Annotated in this window: 17 protein-coding genes and 1 pseudogene; 12 read left to right on the forward strand and 6 right to left on the reverse strand. The window is 63.6% G+C overall.

What is annotated here, in order from left to right; genetic code table 11:
- The first annotated feature begins 229 nt into the window (after positions 1-229).
- The 3 genes from ACHMW7_RS12170 to ACHMW7_RS12180 are packed head-to-tail and all read left to right on the forward strand — an operon-like array spanning position 230 to position 2,759.
- Complete coding sequence (locus ACHMW7_RS12170; RefSeq protein ID WP_395450483.1) at positions 230-874, forward strand: DUF1285 domain-containing protein; 645 nt, start codon at positions 230-232, stop codon at positions 872-874.
- The gene (locus ACHMW7_RS12175) at positions 874-1,506 is read left to right on the forward strand and encodes a CoA pyrophosphatase (protein WP_395451314.1); all 633 of its coding nucleotides are present in this window, start codon (positions 874-876) and stop codon (positions 1,504-1,506) included. Before ACHMW7_RS12170 ends, ACHMW7_RS12175 begins: the two co-directional genes overlap by 1 nt.
- Complete coding sequence (locus tag ACHMW7_RS12180) at positions 1,503-2,759, forward strand: CCA tRNA nucleotidyltransferase (RefSeq protein WP_395450484.1); 1,257 nt, start codon at positions 1,503-1,505, stop codon at positions 2,757-2,759. Before ACHMW7_RS12175 ends, ACHMW7_RS12180 begins: the two co-directional genes overlap by 4 nt.
- A 1-nt stretch (position 2,760) precedes the next feature.
- Here ACHMW7_RS12180 and ACHMW7_RS12185 read toward each other — a convergent pair whose 3' ends face one another.
- From ACHMW7_RS12185 to hemF, 4 genes and pseudogenes are all read right to left on the reverse strand, one after another.
- On the reverse strand, positions 2,761-2,946 hold the full coding sequence (locus tag ACHMW7_RS12185) for a DUF1059 domain-containing protein (RefSeq protein WP_395450485.1): 186 nt from the start codon (positions 2,944-2,946) through the stop codon (positions 2,761-2,763).
- A 248-nt stretch (positions 2,947-3,194) separates the two neighbouring features.
- Positions 3,195-3,455 (reverse strand): DUF1344 domain-containing protein, encoded by a 261-nt coding sequence (locus ACHMW7_RS12190; protein ID WP_395450486.1) that lies wholly within the window; start codon positions 3,453-3,455, stop codon positions 3,195-3,197.
- A gap of 275 nt (positions 3,456-3,730) precedes the next feature.
- Positions 3,731-5,581, reverse strand: a complete 1,851-nt coding sequence (locus ACHMW7_RS12195; protein WP_395450487.1) for a DEAD/DEAH box helicase — start codon at positions 5,579-5,581, stop codon at positions 3,731-3,733.
- Positions 5,582-5,703: 122 nt separating this feature from the next.
- Positions 5,704-6,619: pseudogene (gene hemF, locus ACHMW7_RS12200) on the reverse strand (oxygen-dependent coproporphyrinogen oxidase).
- A gap of 78 nt (positions 6,620-6,697) precedes the next feature.
- Here hemF and ACHMW7_RS12205 point away from each other — a divergent pair.
- Together ACHMW7_RS12205 and ACHMW7_RS12210 are read left to right on the forward strand one after the other, a co-directional pair.
- The gene (locus ACHMW7_RS12205; RefSeq protein WP_395450488.1) at positions 6,698-6,955 is read left to right on the forward strand and encodes a hypothetical protein; all 258 of its coding nucleotides are present in this window, start codon (positions 6,698-6,700) and stop codon (positions 6,953-6,955) included.
- Between the two features lie 32 nt (positions 6,956-6,987).
- On the forward strand, positions 6,988-7,572 hold the full coding sequence (locus ACHMW7_RS12210) for a peroxidase-related enzyme (RefSeq protein WP_395450489.1): 585 nt from the start codon (positions 6,988-6,990) through the stop codon (positions 7,570-7,572).
- Positions 7,573-7,620: 48 nt separating this feature from the next.
- Here the strand turns inward: ACHMW7_RS12210 and soxR are convergent, their stop codons facing one another.
- Both soxR and ACHMW7_RS12220 read right to left on the reverse strand, forming a co-directional pair.
- Entirely contained in the window at positions 7,621-8,064 is a 444-nt protein-coding gene (soxR, locus tag ACHMW7_RS12215) for a redox-sensitive transcriptional activator SoxR (RefSeq protein WP_395450490.1), read from the reverse strand.
- 163 nt (positions 8,065-8,227) lie between these two features.
- On the reverse strand, positions 8,228-8,686 hold the full coding sequence (locus ACHMW7_RS12220; RefSeq protein WP_395450491.1) for a tRNA (cytidine(34)-2'-O)-methyltransferase: 459 nt from the start codon (positions 8,684-8,686) through the stop codon (positions 8,228-8,230).
- A 387-nt stretch (positions 8,687-9,073) separates the two neighbouring features.
- Between ACHMW7_RS12220 and ACHMW7_RS12225 the strand changes: the two genes are divergently transcribed.
- The 7 genes from ACHMW7_RS12225 to ACHMW7_RS12255 all read left to right on the forward strand — a co-directional run bounded on the left by ACHMW7_RS12225 (position 9,074) and on the right by ACHMW7_RS12255 (position 17,875).
- A complete protein-coding gene (locus tag ACHMW7_RS12225; RefSeq protein WP_395450492.1) occupies positions 9,074-9,292 on the forward strand; it encodes a hypothetical protein in 219 nt (72 codons plus the stop codon).
- A gap of 157 nt (positions 9,293-9,449) precedes the next feature.
- On the forward strand, positions 9,450-11,330 hold the full coding sequence (locus ACHMW7_RS12230) for an ABC transporter ATP-binding protein (protein WP_395450493.1): 1,881 nt from the start codon (positions 9,450-9,452) through the stop codon (positions 11,328-11,330).
- A 202-nt stretch (positions 11,331-11,532) separates the two neighbouring features.
- Positions 11,533-13,410 carry an ABC transporter ATP-binding protein gene (locus tag ACHMW7_RS12235; protein WP_395450494.1) on the forward strand — a complete coding sequence of 626 codons (1,878 nt, stop codon included), beginning with the start codon at positions 11,533-11,535 and terminating at the stop codon, positions 13,408-13,410.
- 66 nt (positions 13,411-13,476) lie between these two features.
- Complete coding sequence (locus ACHMW7_RS12240) at positions 13,477-15,345, forward strand: ABC transporter ATP-binding protein (RefSeq protein WP_395450495.1); 1,869 nt, start codon at positions 13,477-13,479, stop codon at positions 15,343-15,345.
- Positions 15,346-15,354: 9 nt separating this feature from the next.
- On the forward strand, positions 15,355-15,900 hold the full coding sequence (locus tag ACHMW7_RS12245) for a DUF6665 family protein (RefSeq protein WP_395450496.1): 546 nt from the start codon (positions 15,355-15,357) through the stop codon (positions 15,898-15,900).
- A gap of 150 nt (positions 15,901-16,050) precedes the next feature.
- On the forward strand, positions 16,051-16,554 hold the full coding sequence (gene petA, locus ACHMW7_RS12250; protein WP_395451315.1) for a ubiquinol-cytochrome c reductase iron-sulfur subunit: 504 nt from the start codon (positions 16,051-16,053) through the stop codon (positions 16,552-16,554).
- A 19-nt stretch (positions 16,555-16,573) separates the two neighbouring features.
- A complete protein-coding gene (locus ACHMW7_RS12255) occupies positions 16,574-17,875 on the forward strand; it encodes a cytochrome bc complex cytochrome b subunit (RefSeq protein ID WP_395450497.1) in 1,302 nt (433 codons plus the stop codon).
- The last annotated feature ends 18 nt before the right edge of the window (positions 17,876-17,893 follow it).

Here is a 17,893-nt window from a genome sequence, read left to right on the forward strand (position 1 = left end):
CTCGCGTCCATCCGAACGCGCCGCCGCTTCGTATATCTACCCTGGACTTTTCTGCCTCTCGGTCTGGTGCGCCGTCCATCTGGACACGGCGCCTGCCGCCCAATCCCCTGAGGTCGAAACGATCCCGGGCGTCGCGATCTCTATGCCCGCACCTTAGCGAGGTCTTGGTATTGAACTTAAATCACTTGCCTATGCTGACAAGCGCAACAACAGTGACTATTTCGTGACCATGACTGGCGACCTGGACCATAGCCGCGAGGCGACAACAGACAGTGGATTGGCCCGCGCCGGCGACACGGCTGGCCTCGAGGCGTTGATTTCGCGCGCTGCCCGTGCCGGCAAGGGCCTGCCGCCGGTCGAGCGCTGGAACCCGGATTTCTGCGGCGATCTCGACATGGAAATCCGGCCCGACGGCACCTGGTTCTATCTCGGCACGCCGATCGGCCGCATGCCGCTGGTGCAGCTGTTCTCCACGGTCCTGCGCAAGGACGAAGACGGCAAGACCTACCTCGTCACGCCGGTCGAAAGGGTCGGCATCCGCGTCGTCGACGCGCATTTCGTCGCCGTCGAGATGAACGTCACGGGTTTGGGCGCCGAACAGGTGCTGACCTTCCGCACCAATGTCGGCGATGTCGTCGAAGCCGGACCCGAGCATCCCATGCGTTTCGTCGACGAGCCCGAGACGGGCGGCCTCAAGCCTTACCTGCTCGTGCGCGGGCGGCTCGAGGCGCTGGTGGCGCGGCCGGTGATGTACGAGCTGGTCGAATATGGTGAACGCATCGAGATCGATGGCAACGACATGTTTGCCGTGCGCTCCAAAGGCGAGGTCTACCCTATCATGCCCTGGGACAGGCTGGAGCGGCTGAGCGCGTGATGGTTCATTCAAGGGCAGCGCATTACTCGGCGCAGGATTTCCGCCAGCGCGCGGCACAGGAGCATCTCAACGATGCGGTTGCCGACTATGGCGACCACGTGCTCAATCCCGACATGCGCAAGGTGATCGTCCATGACCACTTGCGCGACGCCGCCGTGCTGATCCCCGTGGTCGACCATGGCGACGCCTCGACCGTCATCCTGACCAAGCGGGCGGAAAAGCTGAAAAGCCACTCCGGCCAGATCGCCTTTCCCGGCGGTCGCATCGATCCCACCGACGTTTCGCCTGAAGCCGCGGCTTTGCGCGAGACGGTCGAAGAGATCGGGCTAACCCAGGATTATATCGACGTGATTGGGCGGCTGCCCGACTATGTCACCGGCAGCGGTTATCGCATTGCCCCGGTGCTTGGCGTCGTCCGGCCCGGTTTTCAGCTCTCGCTCAACGCGGGCGAAGTCGACGATGTCTTCGAAGTGCCGCTCGGTTTTCTGATGGACCCGGCCAACCACGACCGCGCCAGCCGCACCTGGCAGGACAAGGAGCGCTTCTTCTACGCCATGCCCTATGAAGAGCGCTACATCTGGGGTGTCACCGCCGGCATCATCCGCGCGCTCTATGAAAGGCTCTACACATGAGCGCAACGATATCAGGAGCCTACTGGCTGAACGACCCGCAGCTGCAGCAGCTGCTCGCTGCCCTCAAAGCCGATGGCGAGGAAGCGCGCATCGCCGGTGGGGCCGTGCGCAATGCGTTGCTCGACGAGCCTGTCGCCGATGTCGACATCGCCACCACCAATCTGCCTGGCGAGACCGTCCGCCGGGCCGAGGCGGCCGGCTTCAAGACCGTGCCCACCGGCGCCGAGCATGGCACCATCACCGTCATATCAGGTGGCAAGCCGTTCGAGGTCACGACCTTGCGCGCCGATGTCGAGACCGATGGTCGCCGCGCCAAGGTCATCTTCGGCCGCGACTGGAAGCTGGACGCCGAACGGCGCGACTTCACCATCAATGCGCTTTACGCAAATGCCGATGGCAGCGTCGTCGACCTTGTCGGTGGGATCGCCGATCTTGAAAGCCGCACCTTGCGTTTCATCGGCGATGCCGAAACCCGCATTCGCGAGGACTATCTGCGCATCCTGCGCTTCTTCCGCTTCTTCGCCTGGTACGGCAAGGGGCGTCCGGATGCCGACGGGCTCAAGGCCTGCGCCCGCCTGAAGACAGGCCTCGACAAGCTCTCCGCTGAACGTGTCTGGTCGGAGTTGAAGCGGCTGCTTGACGCGCCCGATCCGTCGCGGGCGCTGTTGTGGATGCGCCAGGCAGGCGTGCTCACGGCGGCACTGCCGGAAAGCGAAAAATGGGGCATCGACGCCATCCATGCACTGGTTCAGGCGGAGCGCGACCTCGGTTGGCCAGTTGATCCGCTGTTGCGGCTTGAATCGATCGTGCCGCCGGATGCGGCGCGCATGAAGACCCTGGGCGAGCGGCTCAGACTGTCCAACGCCGAGACCGAAAGGCTGGTCCAGTGGGCGGCAACCGCCAAGATCGAACCTGTTGTCACCGAGGGTGAGCTGGCCAAGCGGCTCTACCGCGGCAACGTCGAGGGCGCCAAGGATCGCCTCCGTCTCGACCTTGCGTCGGCGCGGGGCAGGGCCGAGCAGGACGACAAGGCCCTGATCGAGGCCGGCGGATATTTCCGCCTGCTGGGTTTCGCCGGGAAATGGCAGAAGCCCGAGTTCCCGTTGCGTGGCGGCGATCTTTCGCCGCTCGGCGTTGAGGGTGCCGCGCTCGGTTCCTTGCTCAAGGGCCTGGAGGGGGAGTGGGTCGACAGCGGCTTTTCGCTGCAACGCGACGCGCTGCTCAAGCGCGCCGCTGAAAGGCTCAAAGCCTGATTCAGGCCGCGTCGCGGACCTTTTCGATGCGCGAGCGAATCGCTTCGATCATCGTTTCGCGGATGACAGTTTCGCCGTGCGTTTCACGCATATGCTCGGCCACGCGGCGAATGATTTCTGCTTCGTCCTCATGGCGGGTATGCCACTGGCAGCCGGGGACAAGCGACCCGCATTGAAATTCCTTCATCGGATGTCTCCTTTCCTCGTCCATTTCGGGGGTGAACTATAACACGCAATCTGGCGATTGGTTGCGCTGCGGCTTAGGCCAGAATGAAATTCGGTGCGAGGCGAAAATCGGCCTCCGCAAAACAAATGCAGTTTCCACGCCTTAGGCAAATTCCCTGCGAAATTGATTCCGGCTGGGTGGCGCATCGCTGCAGGCGAAAAAGGGCGGAACCTTGCGTTCCGCCCTTTGGAGATTGGCCGCAAAAGCCGCTACTTCATGATCTTCACCGATTCCGCGACCTTGTCCTTGCCGCTCATGTCCCACATGACCGAGACCTTTTCGCCTGCCTTGAGGCCGGGATCCTTGAACTTCTTGGGAAGGACGAAGGCGGTGCCGTCGGCCAGGGTCAGGCTCGACGTCTTCATGTCGACGGTCTTGATCGTGCCGTCCGTATGCTGGGCGGCGGCGAAGGCTATGGCAGAGGTTGCGAGAACGGCAGCGGCGGCTGCCGGAACAAGAAGCTTGCGCATGGCATGCTCTCCGACGAATGCGGGTGCTGCACAGGCAGAACCCGCCTTGGTGAGGGGCCGTCCGGTTACGTCGGGTCGCGGTGCTCGAAAGCAACCGCCGGCGTTTCCCGGCCCCGGCGATAGAAATAGCCACGCTTTGCCAGGGGCATATTAGACGAAAAACATATTTCCAAACGGCGACTTAGCCACATTCGACGCCAGATTTTCTCTTTGTGGCGTCGATTGTGGCAAGGCCGAACCTTACGAAAAAGTAACAACCAATCAGTGGCTTGCGGCTACTCGCCGAATTTCTTCTTCGGCTTGTACTTCTTGGCGGCGCCAGTACCCGCTGGCTTGTCATAGGCGGGCTTGTCGTAAGCGGGTTTGTCGCCTGCGCGGTTTTCGTACGGCTTCTTTTCGTACGGCTTTTTCTCATAAGGCTTCTTCTCGAAAGCCTTCTTCTTGAAGGGCGGCTTGTCGGAAGGATCGTACTGACCCTTGCGGTGCTGCTTCTTCGGCTTGCCGGCGCTGTCGCCGCCGCCAGGTGCCCCTGCGAGCCGCTTGATGTCGACGCCCTTTTCGCCAGAGCCGTTCTGTTCGACGGTCCGGGCGTAGTTGTCGGCGCGGTTGGAGACCACCTCGAAATGCGATTCGGTGTCGAAGATGCGGATCGAGCCGATCTCGTTCTTTGTCACATGGCCCGCCTTGCACAACAGCGGCAGCAGCCAGCGCGGCTCGGCGCGCTGCTTGCGGCCGACTGAGACGGAGAACCACACACCGTCGGTGAAGCGGTTGTCGGGACGCTCGGCCTTGGCGGCATCGAAGGCCGGGATCGGGCGGTCGGAAAGCTCTTCAGCCGCCGGCCGCGACGCCATCTGCTGGCGCAGCCAGGCGAGAGCGAGTTTCTCGGGCGAATGTGCTGCCAGGACCTCGGCGACGATCGCCGCCTCGTCCTCACCAGCCGCCTCGATGTCGTTGAGTTCGGCCAGCATGCGCTCGCGATTGCGGGCGTCGATCTCGGCCGGTCCGGGTGCGGACTGCGTCGTTGCCTCGAGCTTCGCCAGCTTGAGCAGGCGGGTCGCGCTGCCGCGACGATGGAACGGCACGATCAGCACGCACACGCCCTTGCGTCCGGCGCGGCCAGTACGGCCCGAGCGGTGCAGCAGCGTATCCGGGTTTGTCGGCAGGTCGGCATGGATGACGAGGTCGAGATTGGGCAGGTCGATGCCGCGGGCGGCAACGTCGGTGGCAACGCAAACGCGTGCGCGGCCATCGCGCATCGCCTGCAGCGCGTTGTTGCGCTCGGCCTGGCTCAACTCGCCCGACAGCGCCACCACGGCAAAGCCGCGATTGGCGAGCCGCGCCGAGAAGTGCTTGACCGCCTCGCGCGTCGCGCAGAACACCATCGTGCTTTGCGCATCGAAGTAGAGCAGTGTGTTGATGATGGCGTTCTCGCGCTCCGGCGGCGCGACAAGAACCATGCGGTATTCGATATCGTCGTGCTGGCGGCTTTCGCCGGCGGCGGTGATGCGCAGGGCGTTGCGCTGGAAGCGCTTGGCCATCTGGGCGATCTGCGGCGGCACGGTTGCCGAAAACAGCAATGTGCGGCGCTCTTGCGGCGCTGCGGCCAGGATGAATTCGAGATCTTCGCGGAAGCCGAGGTCGAGCATCTCGTCGGCCTCGTCGAGCACGACGGCGCGCAGGCCCGAAATGTCGAGCGAGCCACGGGTGATGTGGTCGCGCAGGCGGCCCGGCGTACCGACAACGATGTCGGCGCCTTCATTGAGCGTGCGGCGTTCCTTGCTCATGTCCATGCCGCCAACGCAGGAGGCGATGCGCGCACCGGTTCCGGCATAGAGCCATTCGAACTCGCGGCGCACCTGGATGGCGAGCTCGCGGGTGGGTGCAATGATGACGGCACTGGGCGCGCCGGCGCGGTCGAAGCGTTCGCGACCATCAAGCAGCGTCGGCGCAATCGCGATGCCGAAGGCCACTGTCTTGCCCGAGCCGGTCTGGGCCGAGACCAAAAGGTCGACGCCGTCGGCCTCCGGTGCCAGCACCGAGGACTGCACGGGGGTGAGCGTTTCGTAGCCACGCGCGGCGAGCGCCCCGGCCAGCGCCGGAACCATGTTGTCGAAAATCGTCACGAAAATCTTCCAATGAGAGCAAGGCCCGCCACTACAGGACGAGGGCCAAGGAAAGCGGGCTCTCTAAAGGTTTGCTGCCCACACGTCAATGCGATGGCGGGCAGGGCAGCCATGCGTCGAGCTCAGGGCCACCTGACCTCGGGCGGCATGCTCGACAGGATCGAGGGCGATGTTGCCGCCGGTCTTCAGCCCGAAGATCGTACCGCGATCGTAAAGCAGGTTGAACTCGACGTAACGGCCGCGGCGCACCAGCTGTTCGTCGCGGTCGCCGTCGGTCCAGTTGGTGTTGAAGTTCTGCCGCACCAGATGCTGGTAGGTAACCAGGAAGGCACGGCCGACATCCTGGACGAACCGGAAGTCGGCGTCCCAGCCGCCCTTTTCTTCCGGCGAGTGCTGCCAGTCGAAGAAGATGCCGCCGGTGCCGCGCGGCTCGTTGCGGTGCGGCAGGAAGAAATACTCGTCGCACCAGTCCTTGTATTTCTGGTGGTCGGCAACGCCTGCATGCTTGGAGCAGGCAAACTGCATCGCCTTGTGGAAGGCGACCGTATCGGCGTCTTCCTGGCTACGCCGGCGGTCGAGCACGGGCGTCAGGTCAGCGCCGCCGCCAAACCACCAGCGCGAGGTCGCCACCATGCGGGTGTTCATGTGCACCGCCGGCACGTTCGGGTTCTGCGGATGGGCGATCAATGAAATGCCGGAAGCCCAGAAGCGCGGGTCTTCCTCGGCGCCGGGCATCTGCTTGCGGAACTCGGGCGAGAATTCGCCATGTACAGTCGAGGTGTGCACGCCGACCTTCTCGAAAACCCGGCCATGCATCATCGACATGATGCCGCCGCCGCCCGTGCCGTCGTCGCGCTGCCACGGCGTGCGCTCGAAACGGCCCGGCGCCCATGACGCCAGCGGCCCCTCGACCTGGTCCTCCAGCGCCTCGAAGGCGAGGCAGATGCGGTCGCGCAGTTCCTCGAACCAGGCGCGGGCGCGCATCTTCCTGTCTTCGATGTCTGCCGGCAGTCCTGCCGGAATTTCGGGACGCTGCAATTTAGGCTCCGCACAAATGACTCGTAATTGTCCGGCGCGATCCCTAATCTCCTTCTCGTATGGGTCAAGGAGTTCTTTATGGGCACCCCGACCAGACCGCCGCTGGATGACCTCGCAAAACGGCTCCAGCGCAGCCGGGCCGAACGTGAACGCATGCCGCGCGACGGGTTCCTGCGCGAGACCTTCGTGTTGCCGCGCAACGATGCGCGGCTCAAGGCGCAGGAGTGGTTCTCGCGCTGGCCCAAGCAGGCCTATTGGACCGAGATCGAGAGCTGGTTCGAGCGCCCCGGCGATGTCATCGAGTTCACCATCCGCCGCCTGCCGACCTCGGACTAGATTCTTGCTGTTGCGCATTGCGTGGGGGAAGCATGTTCCTGAAGACGATCGCCGAGCACGAGGCCACGGGCCGTGTCGCCGAGATTTATGACAAGGCCCGCTCGCAGCTTGGCTTCGTCATGGAAGCGACCAAGTGCTTCACCGCGCGGCCCGACTTGCTGCCTGTTTACACCGACTTCAACGACCAGATGCGCGCCGGCTTTTCGCTTGGCATGCGCGAATGGCGGCTGATCACGCTCGTTGCCGCCAAGCAGATCCCGTCGACCTACTGCTCTTACGTCTATGGCAAGCAACTGATCGCCGATCTCGGCTCGAAGGACGCGGTGCTCGCGCTCCAGCACGATTTCCGCAATGCCGGCCTTTCGGCGCGCGACGTCGAGATGCTCTCTTATGCCGAGCAGATCGCCATCGATGCCTCGCAGGTGACGCAAGCCGACATCGACCGGCTGCGTGCGGTCGGCTTCAGCGACCAGCAGATCTGCGACATCGCGCTTTGTGCTGCCTTCCGCTGCTTCGTCAGCCGCTTCTTCGACGCCGTCGGTGCAGGCCCGGAGGCGATCTTCATCGACAGCGATGAGGCGTTCCGCTCGGCGATGACTGTTGGCCGCAGCCACTGACAGGCAGCCGTTGCCAGGCCGCGTGCTCCCGAATCATCTGCTTGCGAACTATTCCGCTGGAACCAGCAGTCGCCTCGGTCCCGGACCCTGGCGCGCCAGCCTGTCCTCGCGGTTGCGCAGCGGGCACTTGTCGATCGACATGCAGCCGCAGCCGATGCAGTCGGTCAGCCCGTCGCGCAGCTTCTTCAACTGTTCAATGCGGTGGTCGAGGTCGTGACGCCAACCCGTTGAAAGCAGACTCCAATCCTCGCGTGTCGGCGTGCGCCCGTCGGGCAGCGAGGCGAAAGCGGCGGCGATGTCGGCGAGCGAGATGCCGACGTCCTGCGCGATCCTGATCACCGCCACCCGCCTCAGCACATCGCGCGCATAGCGGCGCTGGTTGCCCGCCGTGCGATGGCTGTGGATCAGCCCGCGCGTCTCGTAGAAATGCAGCGCCGAAACGGCGACGCCGCTGCGCTTTGCCACCTCGCCGACAGTCAATTCGCTTGCCATCGAAATTCCTGCTTGACCTCAATATTAGTTGAGGTTGTACGAGAATATCCTTCACCTTGCAAGGAAGGATGACGACATGGCGAAAACAGCTGCAAACGACTGGAACGCCAGCCCGCCGGGAGGCTGTTTCGCCGCCGCGGCACTGCGCATGGCCGCGGCCCTGTCAGCCGAGCTGGCGCATCGCTTCGCCGGCCACCATGGCGGCACTGAGCGCGACGTTGAGGCTGCGGCCGCCGCCGGGCATCGGGATGATCAGCCGCTCGAAGGCGAGATCGTGGACGTGATCCGGCACGCCAGCCGATTCGCGGCCGACCATGACGACGTCGCCGGCCCGGAAGTGGAAATCCGTGTAGGGCAGGGTGGCTTTCGTCGACAAAAGCACGAGGCGACGGCCTTCGCGCTGCCGCCAGTCCTCGAAGCGGTCGAAGTCGATGTGCCGGGTCAGGGCCGCCATTTCGAGGTAGTCCATGCCGGCGCGTTTGAGCGCCCGGTCGGAAATGTCGAAGCCGGCCGGCTCGATCAGGTCGACCGCGATGCCGAGGCAGGCGGCCATGCGCAGGATCGTGCCGGTGTTGCCGGCGATATCTGGCTGGTAGAGCGCGATGCGGAATTTGCCGTTCATGTCGATGTCCTAATCTGTGGCGGCAGTGCCACAGCAAGTCGCGTCAAAACAAAAAATGAAGATGATGCTGTGGCGTTGTGCCGCGAATGGGAGTATACGGGCCGCCTTGTCAACTCGAACCGAAGGAGGAGGGCATGGGACTCATGATGGCCATAGACATTCACCGCCCCCTCTGTGGGCGACGTACTGCCTGAGGGCGGACCGGTTCGACGACTTTCCTGACAGTTCCAGGTATTTTCGCATCGCGGTCCGCAGAAGCCCTTATCCGGTTTTCGAAGGACAATTCCGATGTTTGCCTATTTCTCAAACGAGCACCACGCTCGTAACGAACCCGACTCTGCATTTTTCGTTCACCGCAACGACATAGCCGACGCCAGGCACCATGCCATGATGTTGGCTCTCGGTGGCCATCAACCCAAGGCGAACCCGCCGGTGCGGCAGCGTCCGCATCGCGGCATGCTGCCCGACGTCGACATGAGCAATGTCGTTGTCGACCCGAACTACCGGCCGCTGTTTGGCCGTTTCGTTGCCCTGATCGGCCGGCTTGCCGGCCGGTCGGGTGCGGCGAGGCCTGTTGCCAGAACGATGTCAGGAGACGGTCGCTGAGGATTCGCCGAATCCTCAGCGGTCCCCTACATTCCTGGGGCCCCCCGCCGCATCGCAACGACATGGATCCGGCGAACAATGGCCGTACCAGTGGCCCTCCAAGATACGTCCCACGCGGAATTCGCTGCGTGCCGCACACCGAAATCGAGAGACTGAAATGTTCCGCTGGTTTGAAAACAGACTGAATCCGTTCCCGTTGGAGGAACCGGTCGAGCCGCCGAAGACGCTTGTCGCGTTTTGCCTGCATTACACCAAGGGTGCGTGGACCTACATCGTCATCGCCGCCGTGCTGACGTCGCTGATCGCGCTCGCCGAAGTGTGGATGTTCGGCTTCCTCGGCAACATCGTCGACTGGCTGTCGAACCAGAACCGCGAGACTTTCCTGCAGAACGAAGGCTGGAAGCTCGCCGGCATGGCCTTCATCGTCATGGTCATCCTGCCGGGCATGGTGGTGGTGCAGTCACTGGTCAACCAGCAGACGCTGATGGGCAACTATCCGATGCGCATCCGCTGGCAGGTGCACCGCTACCTGCTCAAACAGTCGATGAGCTTCTACCAGGATGAATTCGCCGGCCGCATCGCCACCAAGCTGATGCAGACTGCGCTCGCCGTGCGCGAATGCGTAGTCAAGCTGATCGACGTGCTCAACTACGTCATCGTCTATTTCCTCGGCGTGCTGTTCATCGTCGGCTCCGCCGATATCCGGCTGGCTGCGCCCTTGATCGTCTGGCTCATCTGCTACGTGCTGTTGCTGCGCTATTTCGTGCCGCGCCTGGGCAAGCTCGCCGAAGAGCAGGCCGATGCGCGCTCGACCATGACCGGCCGCGTCGTCGACAGCTACACCAACATCCAGACGGTCAAGCTGTTCTCGCATTCGCGCCGCGAGGCGTCGTTTGCGAGGGAAGGTATGTCGCTGTTCATGGACACGGTTTATCGGTCGATGCGGCTGGTGACCTCGCTCTATGGCGCGCTCTACCTGCTTAACTCGACGCTTCTGCTGTCGGTCGGCATCCTGTCGATCTCGCTGTGGCTCAACGGTGCCGTTTCCATCGGCGCGGTCGCTGTCGTGCTCGGCCTCGTGCTGCGGCTGTGGGGCATGTCGCAATGGATCATGTGGGAAGTCTCGGGCCTGTTCGAGAGCATCGGCACCGTCCAGGACGGCATTACCTCGATCTCGATGCCGCGCCTCGTCGAAGACAAGCCCAATGCCAAGGAGATCGTCGTCGACAAGGGCGCAATCGCCTTCGACAATGTGCGCTTCCACTACGGCAAGAAAAAAGGCGTCATCGAGGATCTCAGCCTCACCGTCCGTCCGGGCGAGAAGGTCGGCATTGTCGGCCGTTCAGGCGCCGGCAAGTCGACTCTGGTCAACCTTCTGCTGCGCTTCTACGACATCGAGGGCGGGCGCATCGTCATTGACGGGCAGGATATCTCGATCGTCCAGCAGGACAGCCTGCGCGCCAATATCGGCATGGTCACGCAAGACACCTCGCTGCTGCATCGTTCGGTCGCCGACAACATCCTCTATGGCCGTCCCGATGCCACCGAGCCGATGATGATCGAGGCGGCGCGGCGCGCCGAAGCGCTCGACTTCGTCGCCACCCTTGCCGACCCCAAGGGCCGCAAGGGTTTCGAGGCGCATGTCGGCGAGCGTGGCGTCAAGCTGTCCGGCGGCCAGCGCCAGCGCATCGCCATCGCGCGTGTCATGCTCAAGGACGCGCCGATCCTGATCCTCGACGAGGCGACGTCGGCGCTGGACTCCGAGGTCGAGGCGGCGATCCAGGAGAACCTCTACCGCCTGATGGAAGGCAAGACCGTCATCGCCATCGCCCACCGGCTCTCCACCATCGCCGCCATGGACCGCCTGGTGGTGATGGACAAGGGCCGCATCGTCGAACAAGGCAGCCATGACGAGCTTGTCGCCAAGGGCGGGCTTTATGCGTCGCTGTGGCAGCGCCAGTCCGGCGGCTTCCTGCTCGACGACGTCGCTGGCGAGGTCGCCAACGACGTCGAGGCCAAGGGTCAGGCGGCGGAGTAGGGCGAGTAACGATCGAGGCCTTCTGCCGGTGCGGAAGGCCTCTTTCAATTCAAGAAGCCAGACCAGCCTTCATCGTAATGTGAACGCCGCCCAACATTCGCCCGGCTTGGCGGCACGTTTCTCCTGCCAGGCTGCGGTTGCCTCCGCGACCTGTTTGGGCCGAAAATAGCGAGTCGTTGCCGCCACATAGCCCAGAGTGCTGATGAACAGAATCTACAAATGGTTCGAAAGCTGGGTCTATCCCTTCCGCGAGCCTCAGAACCTCCGGCCCCCGGCCAGCGTCTGGGGCTTCCTCTGGCACTATGTCGGACAGGCAAAGTTCGCCTTCTTCGCCATGCTGGTCATCGGCGGCATCGCCCCGCTTGTCGAAGCGGGGCTTTTCTATTTTGTCGGCCGCCTCGTCGACATCCTTGATGGCTTGCCGACCGACCGCAGCTGGCAGGCGCTGTGGGACGTCGCCGGTCCGGAAGTGCTGTTCATGGCGGTCGTGGTGCTGGTGGTGCGCACGCTGATCGTTGGCCTCTCAGCGCTCGTCGACGAGCAGACGATTACGCCCGGCTTCTACAACCTCGTGCGCTGGCAGGCCCATCGCCATGTCTCGCGCCAGTCCTATTCCTTCTTCCAGAACGACTTTGCCGGCCGCATTGCCACTAAAGTCTGGCAAGCGGGGCAGGCGACCGGCGACCTGATGGAAAGCTTCATCGAGGTCGTGTGGTTCATGCTGGTCTACACCATCACCACGCTTGCCGTGGTCGCGGGTCTCGACTGGCGGCTTGCAGGGCTGGTGGTCGTGTGGATCGTCGCCTTCGGACTGCTTGCCAATCACTACTTGCCGTCGATCCGCAAGCATGCGGAGGCGACCGCCGAGGCCGGCTCGATGATCAATGGCCGCATCGTCGATTCCTATTCCAACGTGCAGACGCTGAAGCTGTTCGCCGCCGACGGCGACGACCGCTACATCCGCTCCGGCTTCAACATCTATCTCGACGCGCTACGCCCATTCACGCGGCGGCTGACCGGCGTGCGCCTGGCGCTGACCGCACTGTCGGGTGTCATGATCACGGCGATCGCCTGGTATTCGATCCATCTGTGGATCGAAGGCGCGATATCAGTCGGCGCCGTTGCCTTCACGCTCAGCCTCGTTTTGCGCCTCAACATGCTGCTTGGCCGCCTGATGATGCAGCTCAACGGCATCCTGCGAAATCTCGGCGTGCTGGAAAACTCCAAGGCCCTGATCTCGCAGCCGCTCGGCCTGACCGACAAGCCCGGTGCCACCGAGCTGGTGGTCAAGGGTGGCGAGATCCGTGCCGACAAGGTCGTTTTCCACTACGGCAAGGGTGGCGGCGTGCTCGACAGCATCGAGCTGACAGTCAAGCCGGGCGAAAAGGTCGGCATCGTCGGGCCTTCAGGTGCCGGCAAGACGACGCTCGCCAACCTCATCCTGCGCCTTTACGACCTCGAGGGCGGCCGCATCCTGATCGACGGCCAGGACATTTCGACCGTCACGCAGAATTCGCTGCGCGGTTCGATCGGCGTGGTCAGCCAGGACACGGCACTGTTCCACCGTTCGCTGCGCGACAACATCAAGCTCGGCAAGCCAGACGCGACCGACGACGAGGTCATCGCTGCGGCACGCAAGGCCGAGGCGCACGAGTTCATCGGAACACTTGCGGACAATCGCGGGCGCCAGGGCTACGACGCCTTTGTCGGCGAGCGCGGCGTCAAGCTGTCGGGCGGCCAGCGCCAGCGCGTGGCGATCGCGCGCGTCTTCCTCAAGGACGCGCCCATCCTGATCCTCGACGAGGCGACGTCGGCGCTCGATTCCGACATCGAGGCGGCGATCCAGCAAAACCTGCACGCGCTGATGCAAGACAAGACCGTGCTCGCCATCGCTCACCGGCTGTCGACGATCGCTGCTCTCGATCGGCTGATCGTACTCGACATGGGCGGCATCGCCGAACAGGGCACGCATGACGAGCTGCTGGCGCTCGACGGGCTTTACGCCCGGCTGTGGAAGCGCCAGTCCGGCGGTTTCCTGTTCCACGAGGACGGCGTTCTCGACGAATCGAGGCCGGCGTGATGGCGGTGATCATTGTGCCAGGTACCCCGGGCGGAGTGCCTTGCGTCAACCTGCGGGGAGCGCGCCATGACCCCTGATCCCTTCCAGCAAAAATTCTGGCGGCGCTTCGAAGGCGCCATCGACCCGTTCCAGGACACCGACCGCGAGGTGCTGCCCGAAAGCGCCTGGGCGTTCATTCTCTATTTCGCCCGACAGGCGAAGGGGCCGTTCACGCTGCTCCTGATCAGCGGCTTCCTCGCCGGTGCGATCGATGCGGCGCTCTACTGGTCGGTCGGTTGGCTCATCGACCTGCTCGATGCCACCAGCCCGCAACGGCTGTTCGCCGACCACTGGCCCGAGCTTGCCGGCCTGCTGGTGCTGATCCTCGTTGTACGCGCCGTCATCATCATCGGCTCGGCCATCGTCGAGCAGCAGGTCGTGGTGCCCGGCTTCTTCTCCATGGTGCGCTGGCAGGCGTTCCGGCGCGTCATCGAGCAGCCCTATGATTTCTACCAGAACGACTTTGCCGGCCGCATCGCTACCAAGATCGTGCAGGGCGGCGAGGCCGTCGGCGACTTCATCGTCAATGTGCTGCAGACGATGTGGGCGTTCCTGACTTTCGTGCTGTTGTCACTGACCATCCTCGTCTCGCTCGACCCGCTGATGGGTGCGGTGGTGCTTGCCTGGTTCGCCGGTTATGCCGCGATCATTTATTTCCTGTTGCCGGAGATGCGCCGCGCCGGCCGCGCCACTGCCGACCAGCGCTCGATCTTCAACGGCCGTCTCGTCGATGCTTTCACCAACATCATGGCGGTCAAGCTGTTCGACAGCGGCCGGCGCGAGCACGCCTATGTCCGCGACGGGCTCGAAAGCTATCTCGGTGCCGTCTTCAGGCTGACGCGCTCCATTACGACCGTGCGTTCGGCCGTCGCGGTGATCAACGGCGCGATGATGGCCGCGGTCGCCGCCATCTGCATCCTGAGCTGGACGCGCAGTGAAATCTCCACCGGGGCGATTGCCGCAGCGCTTGGCCTGGTCTTCCGGCTCAACCAGATGTCGGGCTGGATGATGTTCAACATCAACGGGCTCGTGCGCAACTACGCCACCATCCAGGACGCTACCCGCACCATCTCCGTACGCCCGGCAATCCGCGACGCCGAAAATGCCGCCGTTTTGCCGCGCGCTTCCGGCGACATCGTCTTCGACAATGTCTCCTTCCACTATGGCAAGGGCAGCGGCGTCATCGAAAACCTCAACCTGCACATCCACCCTGGCGAGCGCATCGCACTGGTCGGGCCGTCGGGCGCCGGCAAGACCACCATCGTCAACCTCGCGCTGCGCCTGTTCGACGTCGAGCAGGGCCGCATCATGATCGACGGCCGCGACGTGCGCGACATCACCCAGGCGTCGCTGCGCGCCCAGTTCGGCGTCGTCAGCCAGGATGCGATGCTGATGCACCGCTCGATCTCCGACAATATCGGCTACGGCCGGGCAGGGGCCTCGCAGGCCGAGATCGTCGACGCAGCCAAACGCGCCGCCGCGCACGACTTCATCGTCGATGTCGCCGATCCGCGTGGGCGCCGCGGCTACGACGCCCATGTCGGCGAGCGCGGCGTCAAGCTGTCGGGTGGCCAGCGCCAGCGCGTGGCGATCGCCCGCATGATGCTCAAGGACGCGCCGATCCTGATCCTCGACGAGGCGACCTCAGCGCTCGACAGTGAGGTCGAGGCGGCGATCCAGGACAATCTCGACAGGCTGATGGAGGGCAAGACGGTCATTGCCATCGCCCACCGGCTGTCGACGATCGCGGCATTGGACCGGCTAATCGTGCTCGACGAAGGCCGCATCGTCGAGGAGGGCAGCCACGACGCGCTGATCGCCAAAGGCGGGCTTTATGCCCAGCTGTGGAAGCGCCAGTCCGGCGGTTTCCTGGCCGACAGGCTCGCGGCGGAGTAGGATCGCGCCATGTCGTCCGTGCGCCCGCCCTCGATACTTTCGAACCGCTCCGAGCAGACGCTCAACGTGCTCGAATACGAGTTGCTCGCCGAAAAGGCGGCGGCCCTTGGCCGCGCCGGCGACCGTGTCGGCGAAGCGCTTGGCAAACTTCAGGCGCATCAGGGCGACGTGGACCAGCGCCGCGTGCTGGTCAAGGCGGCGGCCGAGGTCGTCTACGCCTATTTCATCCAGCGCGAGCTGTGCGGCCTGCGCAAGCATGACGACGCCATTCGCGACTATGCCATTCCGCGCGAGGTGCTGGTGCGAACTCGGCGCAAGCTGAGCGCCTGGCGGTGCTTTCCCGGCGCAAGCGTCGACCACGTGCGCTGGGGCAAAAGAGCGGCCACGGCAGCAGCCCCTGAAACACGCGAAAACCCACCGGAGCCGGCGCTTTGGCAGGGGTTTTCCACCGCTTCGCTTCATCCCCGCGACAATCTGCCCATGTGCCTTGTCGCGTCTGGACAAAAAGAGGCTTCACGCATAAACCGAAATCCAAATGCCGGAGGAATTCGCTAGCCTGGTTGCCATGCGCTGTCGGGCTTGCATTCATGAGCGGGGACAATTGCTCAGCCTCCGGTTGGAATTGAGGCAAAAGGATCAGGTCCCGTGAGCGCAACCGATACGAGCGAGCCCAATCGCCGCGATTTTCTCTACGTCGCTACCGGCATGGCCGGAGCAGTCGGCGCCGCCGCCGTGGCCTGGCCTTTCATCGACCAGATGCGCCCGGACGCCTCGACGCTCGCCGCTTCCTCGATCGAGGTTGACGTCTCGTCGCTCACGCCGGGCATGTCGCTGACCGTCAAGTGGCGCGGCAAGCCGGTGTTCATCCGCAACCGCACGCCCGAAGAGATCAAGGCCGCCCAGGACGTGGCGCTTGCCGATCTCAAGGATCCGGTCGCGCGCAATGCCAACATCTCTTCCGAAGCCCAGGCGACCGACATCGATCGCACCGCTGGCGAAGGCAAGGAAAACTGGCTGGTCATGGTCGGCGTCTGCACCCATCTGGGTTGCGTGCCGCTCGGCCAGCAGGGTGATTTCGGTGGCTGGTTCTGCCCGTGCCACGGCTCCCACTACGATACGGCTGGCCGCATCCGCAAAGGACCGGCGCCGGAAAACCTTCATATTCCGAATTTCCAGTTTATTTCCGACACGACGATCCGGGTAGGCTGAGGCAGGGGGACATAATTCCATGAGCGGTGGACACTCGACCTATTCGCCCAAGACCGGCATCGGCCGCTGGATCGATGCACGCATGCCGCTGCCGCGGCTGGTGCACGATTCATTCGTCTCCTATCCGGTTCCGCGTAATCTGAATTACGCCTACACCTTCGGCGGCATCCTTTCGATCATGCTGGTGGCGCAGATCATCACCGGTGTCGTGCTCGCCATGCACTATGCCAACGACACGACGCTGGCCTTCCAGTCGGTCGAAAAGATCATGCGCGACGTCAACTCCGGTTGGCTGCTGCGCTACATGCACTCCAACGGTGCGTCGTTCTTCTTCATCGCCGTCTACATCCACATCATGCGCGGTCTCTACTACGGCTCCTACAAGGCGCCGCGTGAGCTTCTGTGGATCCTCGGCTGCATCATCTACCTGCTGATGATGGCAACCGGCTTCATGGGCTATGTTCTGCCCTGGGGTCAGATGTCATTCTGGGGCGCGACCGTCATCACCGGCTTCTTCACCGCCATCCCGTTGGTCGGCGAGTGGGTCCAGCAGCTGCTGCTCGGTGGCTTTGCCGTCGACAACCCGACGCTGAACCGCTTCTTTGCGCTGCACTACCTGCTGCCGTTCATGATCGCCGGCGTCGTGGTCCTCCACGTCTGGGCGCTGCATGTCACCGGCCAGTCCAACCCGACCGGCATCGAGGTCAAGTCGAAGACCGACACCGTCGCCTTCACGCCCTATGCGACCATCAAGGATGGTTTCGCCATGGTCGTGTTCCTGGCCGTGTTCGCCTACTTCGTCTTCTACATCCCGAACTTCCTCGGCCACCCCGACAACTACATCATGGCCGACTCGCTGAAGACGCCGGCGCACATCGTTCCGGAATGGTACTACCTGCCGTTCTACGCGATCCTGCGCGCCATCACCTTCAACATCGGGCCGATCGACTCCAAGCTCGGTGGCGTGCTCGCCATGTTCGGTTCGATCGCGGTGCTGTTCGTCGTGCCGTGGCTCGATACCTCGAAGGTCCGTTCGGCTGTCTATCGTCCCTGGTACAAGCTGTTCTTCTGGCTCTTCGTCATCGATGCGATCTTCCTCGGCTGGCTCGGTTCCCGCCCTGCTGAAGGTGCGTATGTGATCATGTCGCAGCTGGCGACGCTGTACTACTTCGCATTCTTCCTGGTCATCATGCCGGTTCTCGGCCTGATCGAGACGCCCCGCCGCTTGCCCAACTCGATCACCGAAGCGGTGCTCGAGAAGAACAAGTCGGGTTCAGCTCATCCGGCTGGTGCGACCGCTGCACCCGAAACCCGCGGCTGAGCCAACGAGAAATCTGAG

Source organism: Aminobacter sp. UC22_36 (assembly GCF_044056035.1).
Lineage (GTDB): Bacteria > Pseudomonadota > Alphaproteobacteria > Rhizobiales > Rhizobiaceae > Aminobacter.

Bases quoted from the DNA above. Each gene is read 5' to 3' on its own strand.
- ACHMW7_RS12185 (WP_395450485.1), bottom strand. From the start codon at position 2,946: ATGAAGGAATTTCAATGCGGGTCGCTTGTCCCCGGCTGCCAGTGGCAT.
- soxR (WP_395450490.1), bottom strand. From the start codon at position 8,064: ATGGCAAGCGAATTGACTGTCGGCGAGGTGGCAAAGCGCAGCGGCGTC.
- ACHMW7_RS12255 (WP_395450497.1), top strand. From the start codon at position 16,574: ATGAGCGGTGGACACTCGACCTATTCGCCCAAGACCGGCATCGGCCGC.
- ACHMW7_RS12220 (WP_395450491.1), bottom strand. From the start codon at position 8,686: ATGAACGGCAAATTCCGCATCGCGCTCTACCAGCCAGATATCGCCGGC.
- petA (WP_395451315.1), top strand. From the start codon at position 16,051: ATGGCCGGAGCAGTCGGCGCCGCCGCCGTGGCCTGGCCTTTCATCGAC.
- ACHMW7_RS12225 (WP_395450492.1), top strand. From the start codon at position 9,074: ATGATGTTGGCTCTCGGTGGCCATCAACCCAAGGCGAACCCGCCGGTG.
- ACHMW7_RS12240 (WP_395450495.1), top strand. From the start codon at position 13,477: ATGACCCCTGATCCCTTCCAGCAAAAATTCTGGCGGCGCTTCGAAGGC.
- ACHMW7_RS12170 (WP_395450483.1), top strand. From the start codon at position 230: ATGACTGGCGACCTGGACCATAGCCGCGAGGCGACAACAGACAGTGGA.
- ACHMW7_RS12205 (WP_395450488.1), top strand. From the start codon at position 6,698: ATGGGCACCCCGACCAGACCGCCGCTGGATGACCTCGCAAAACGGCTC.
- ACHMW7_RS12175 (WP_395451314.1), top strand. From the start codon at position 874: ATGGTTCATTCAAGGGCAGCGCATTACTCGGCGCAGGATTTCCGCCAG.
- ACHMW7_RS12235 (WP_395450494.1), top strand. From the start codon at position 11,533: ATGAACAGAATCTACAAATGGTTCGAAAGCTGGGTCTATCCCTTCCGC.
- ACHMW7_RS12230 (WP_395450493.1), top strand. From the start codon at position 9,450: ATGTTCCGCTGGTTTGAAAACAGACTGAATCCGTTCCCGTTGGAGGAA.
- ACHMW7_RS12180 (WP_395450484.1), top strand. From the start codon at position 1,503: ATGAGCGCAACGATATCAGGAGCCTACTGGCTGAACGACCCGCAGCTG.
- ACHMW7_RS12210 (WP_395450489.1), top strand. From the start codon at position 6,988: ATGTTCCTGAAGACGATCGCCGAGCACGAGGCCACGGGCCGTGTCGCC.
- ACHMW7_RS12190 (WP_395450486.1), bottom strand. From the start codon at position 3,455: ATGCGCAAGCTTCTTGTTCCGGCAGCCGCCGCTGCCGTTCTCGCAACC.
- ACHMW7_RS12245 (WP_395450496.1), top strand. From the start codon at position 15,355: ATGTCGTCCGTGCGCCCGCCCTCGATACTTTCGAACCGCTCCGAGCAG.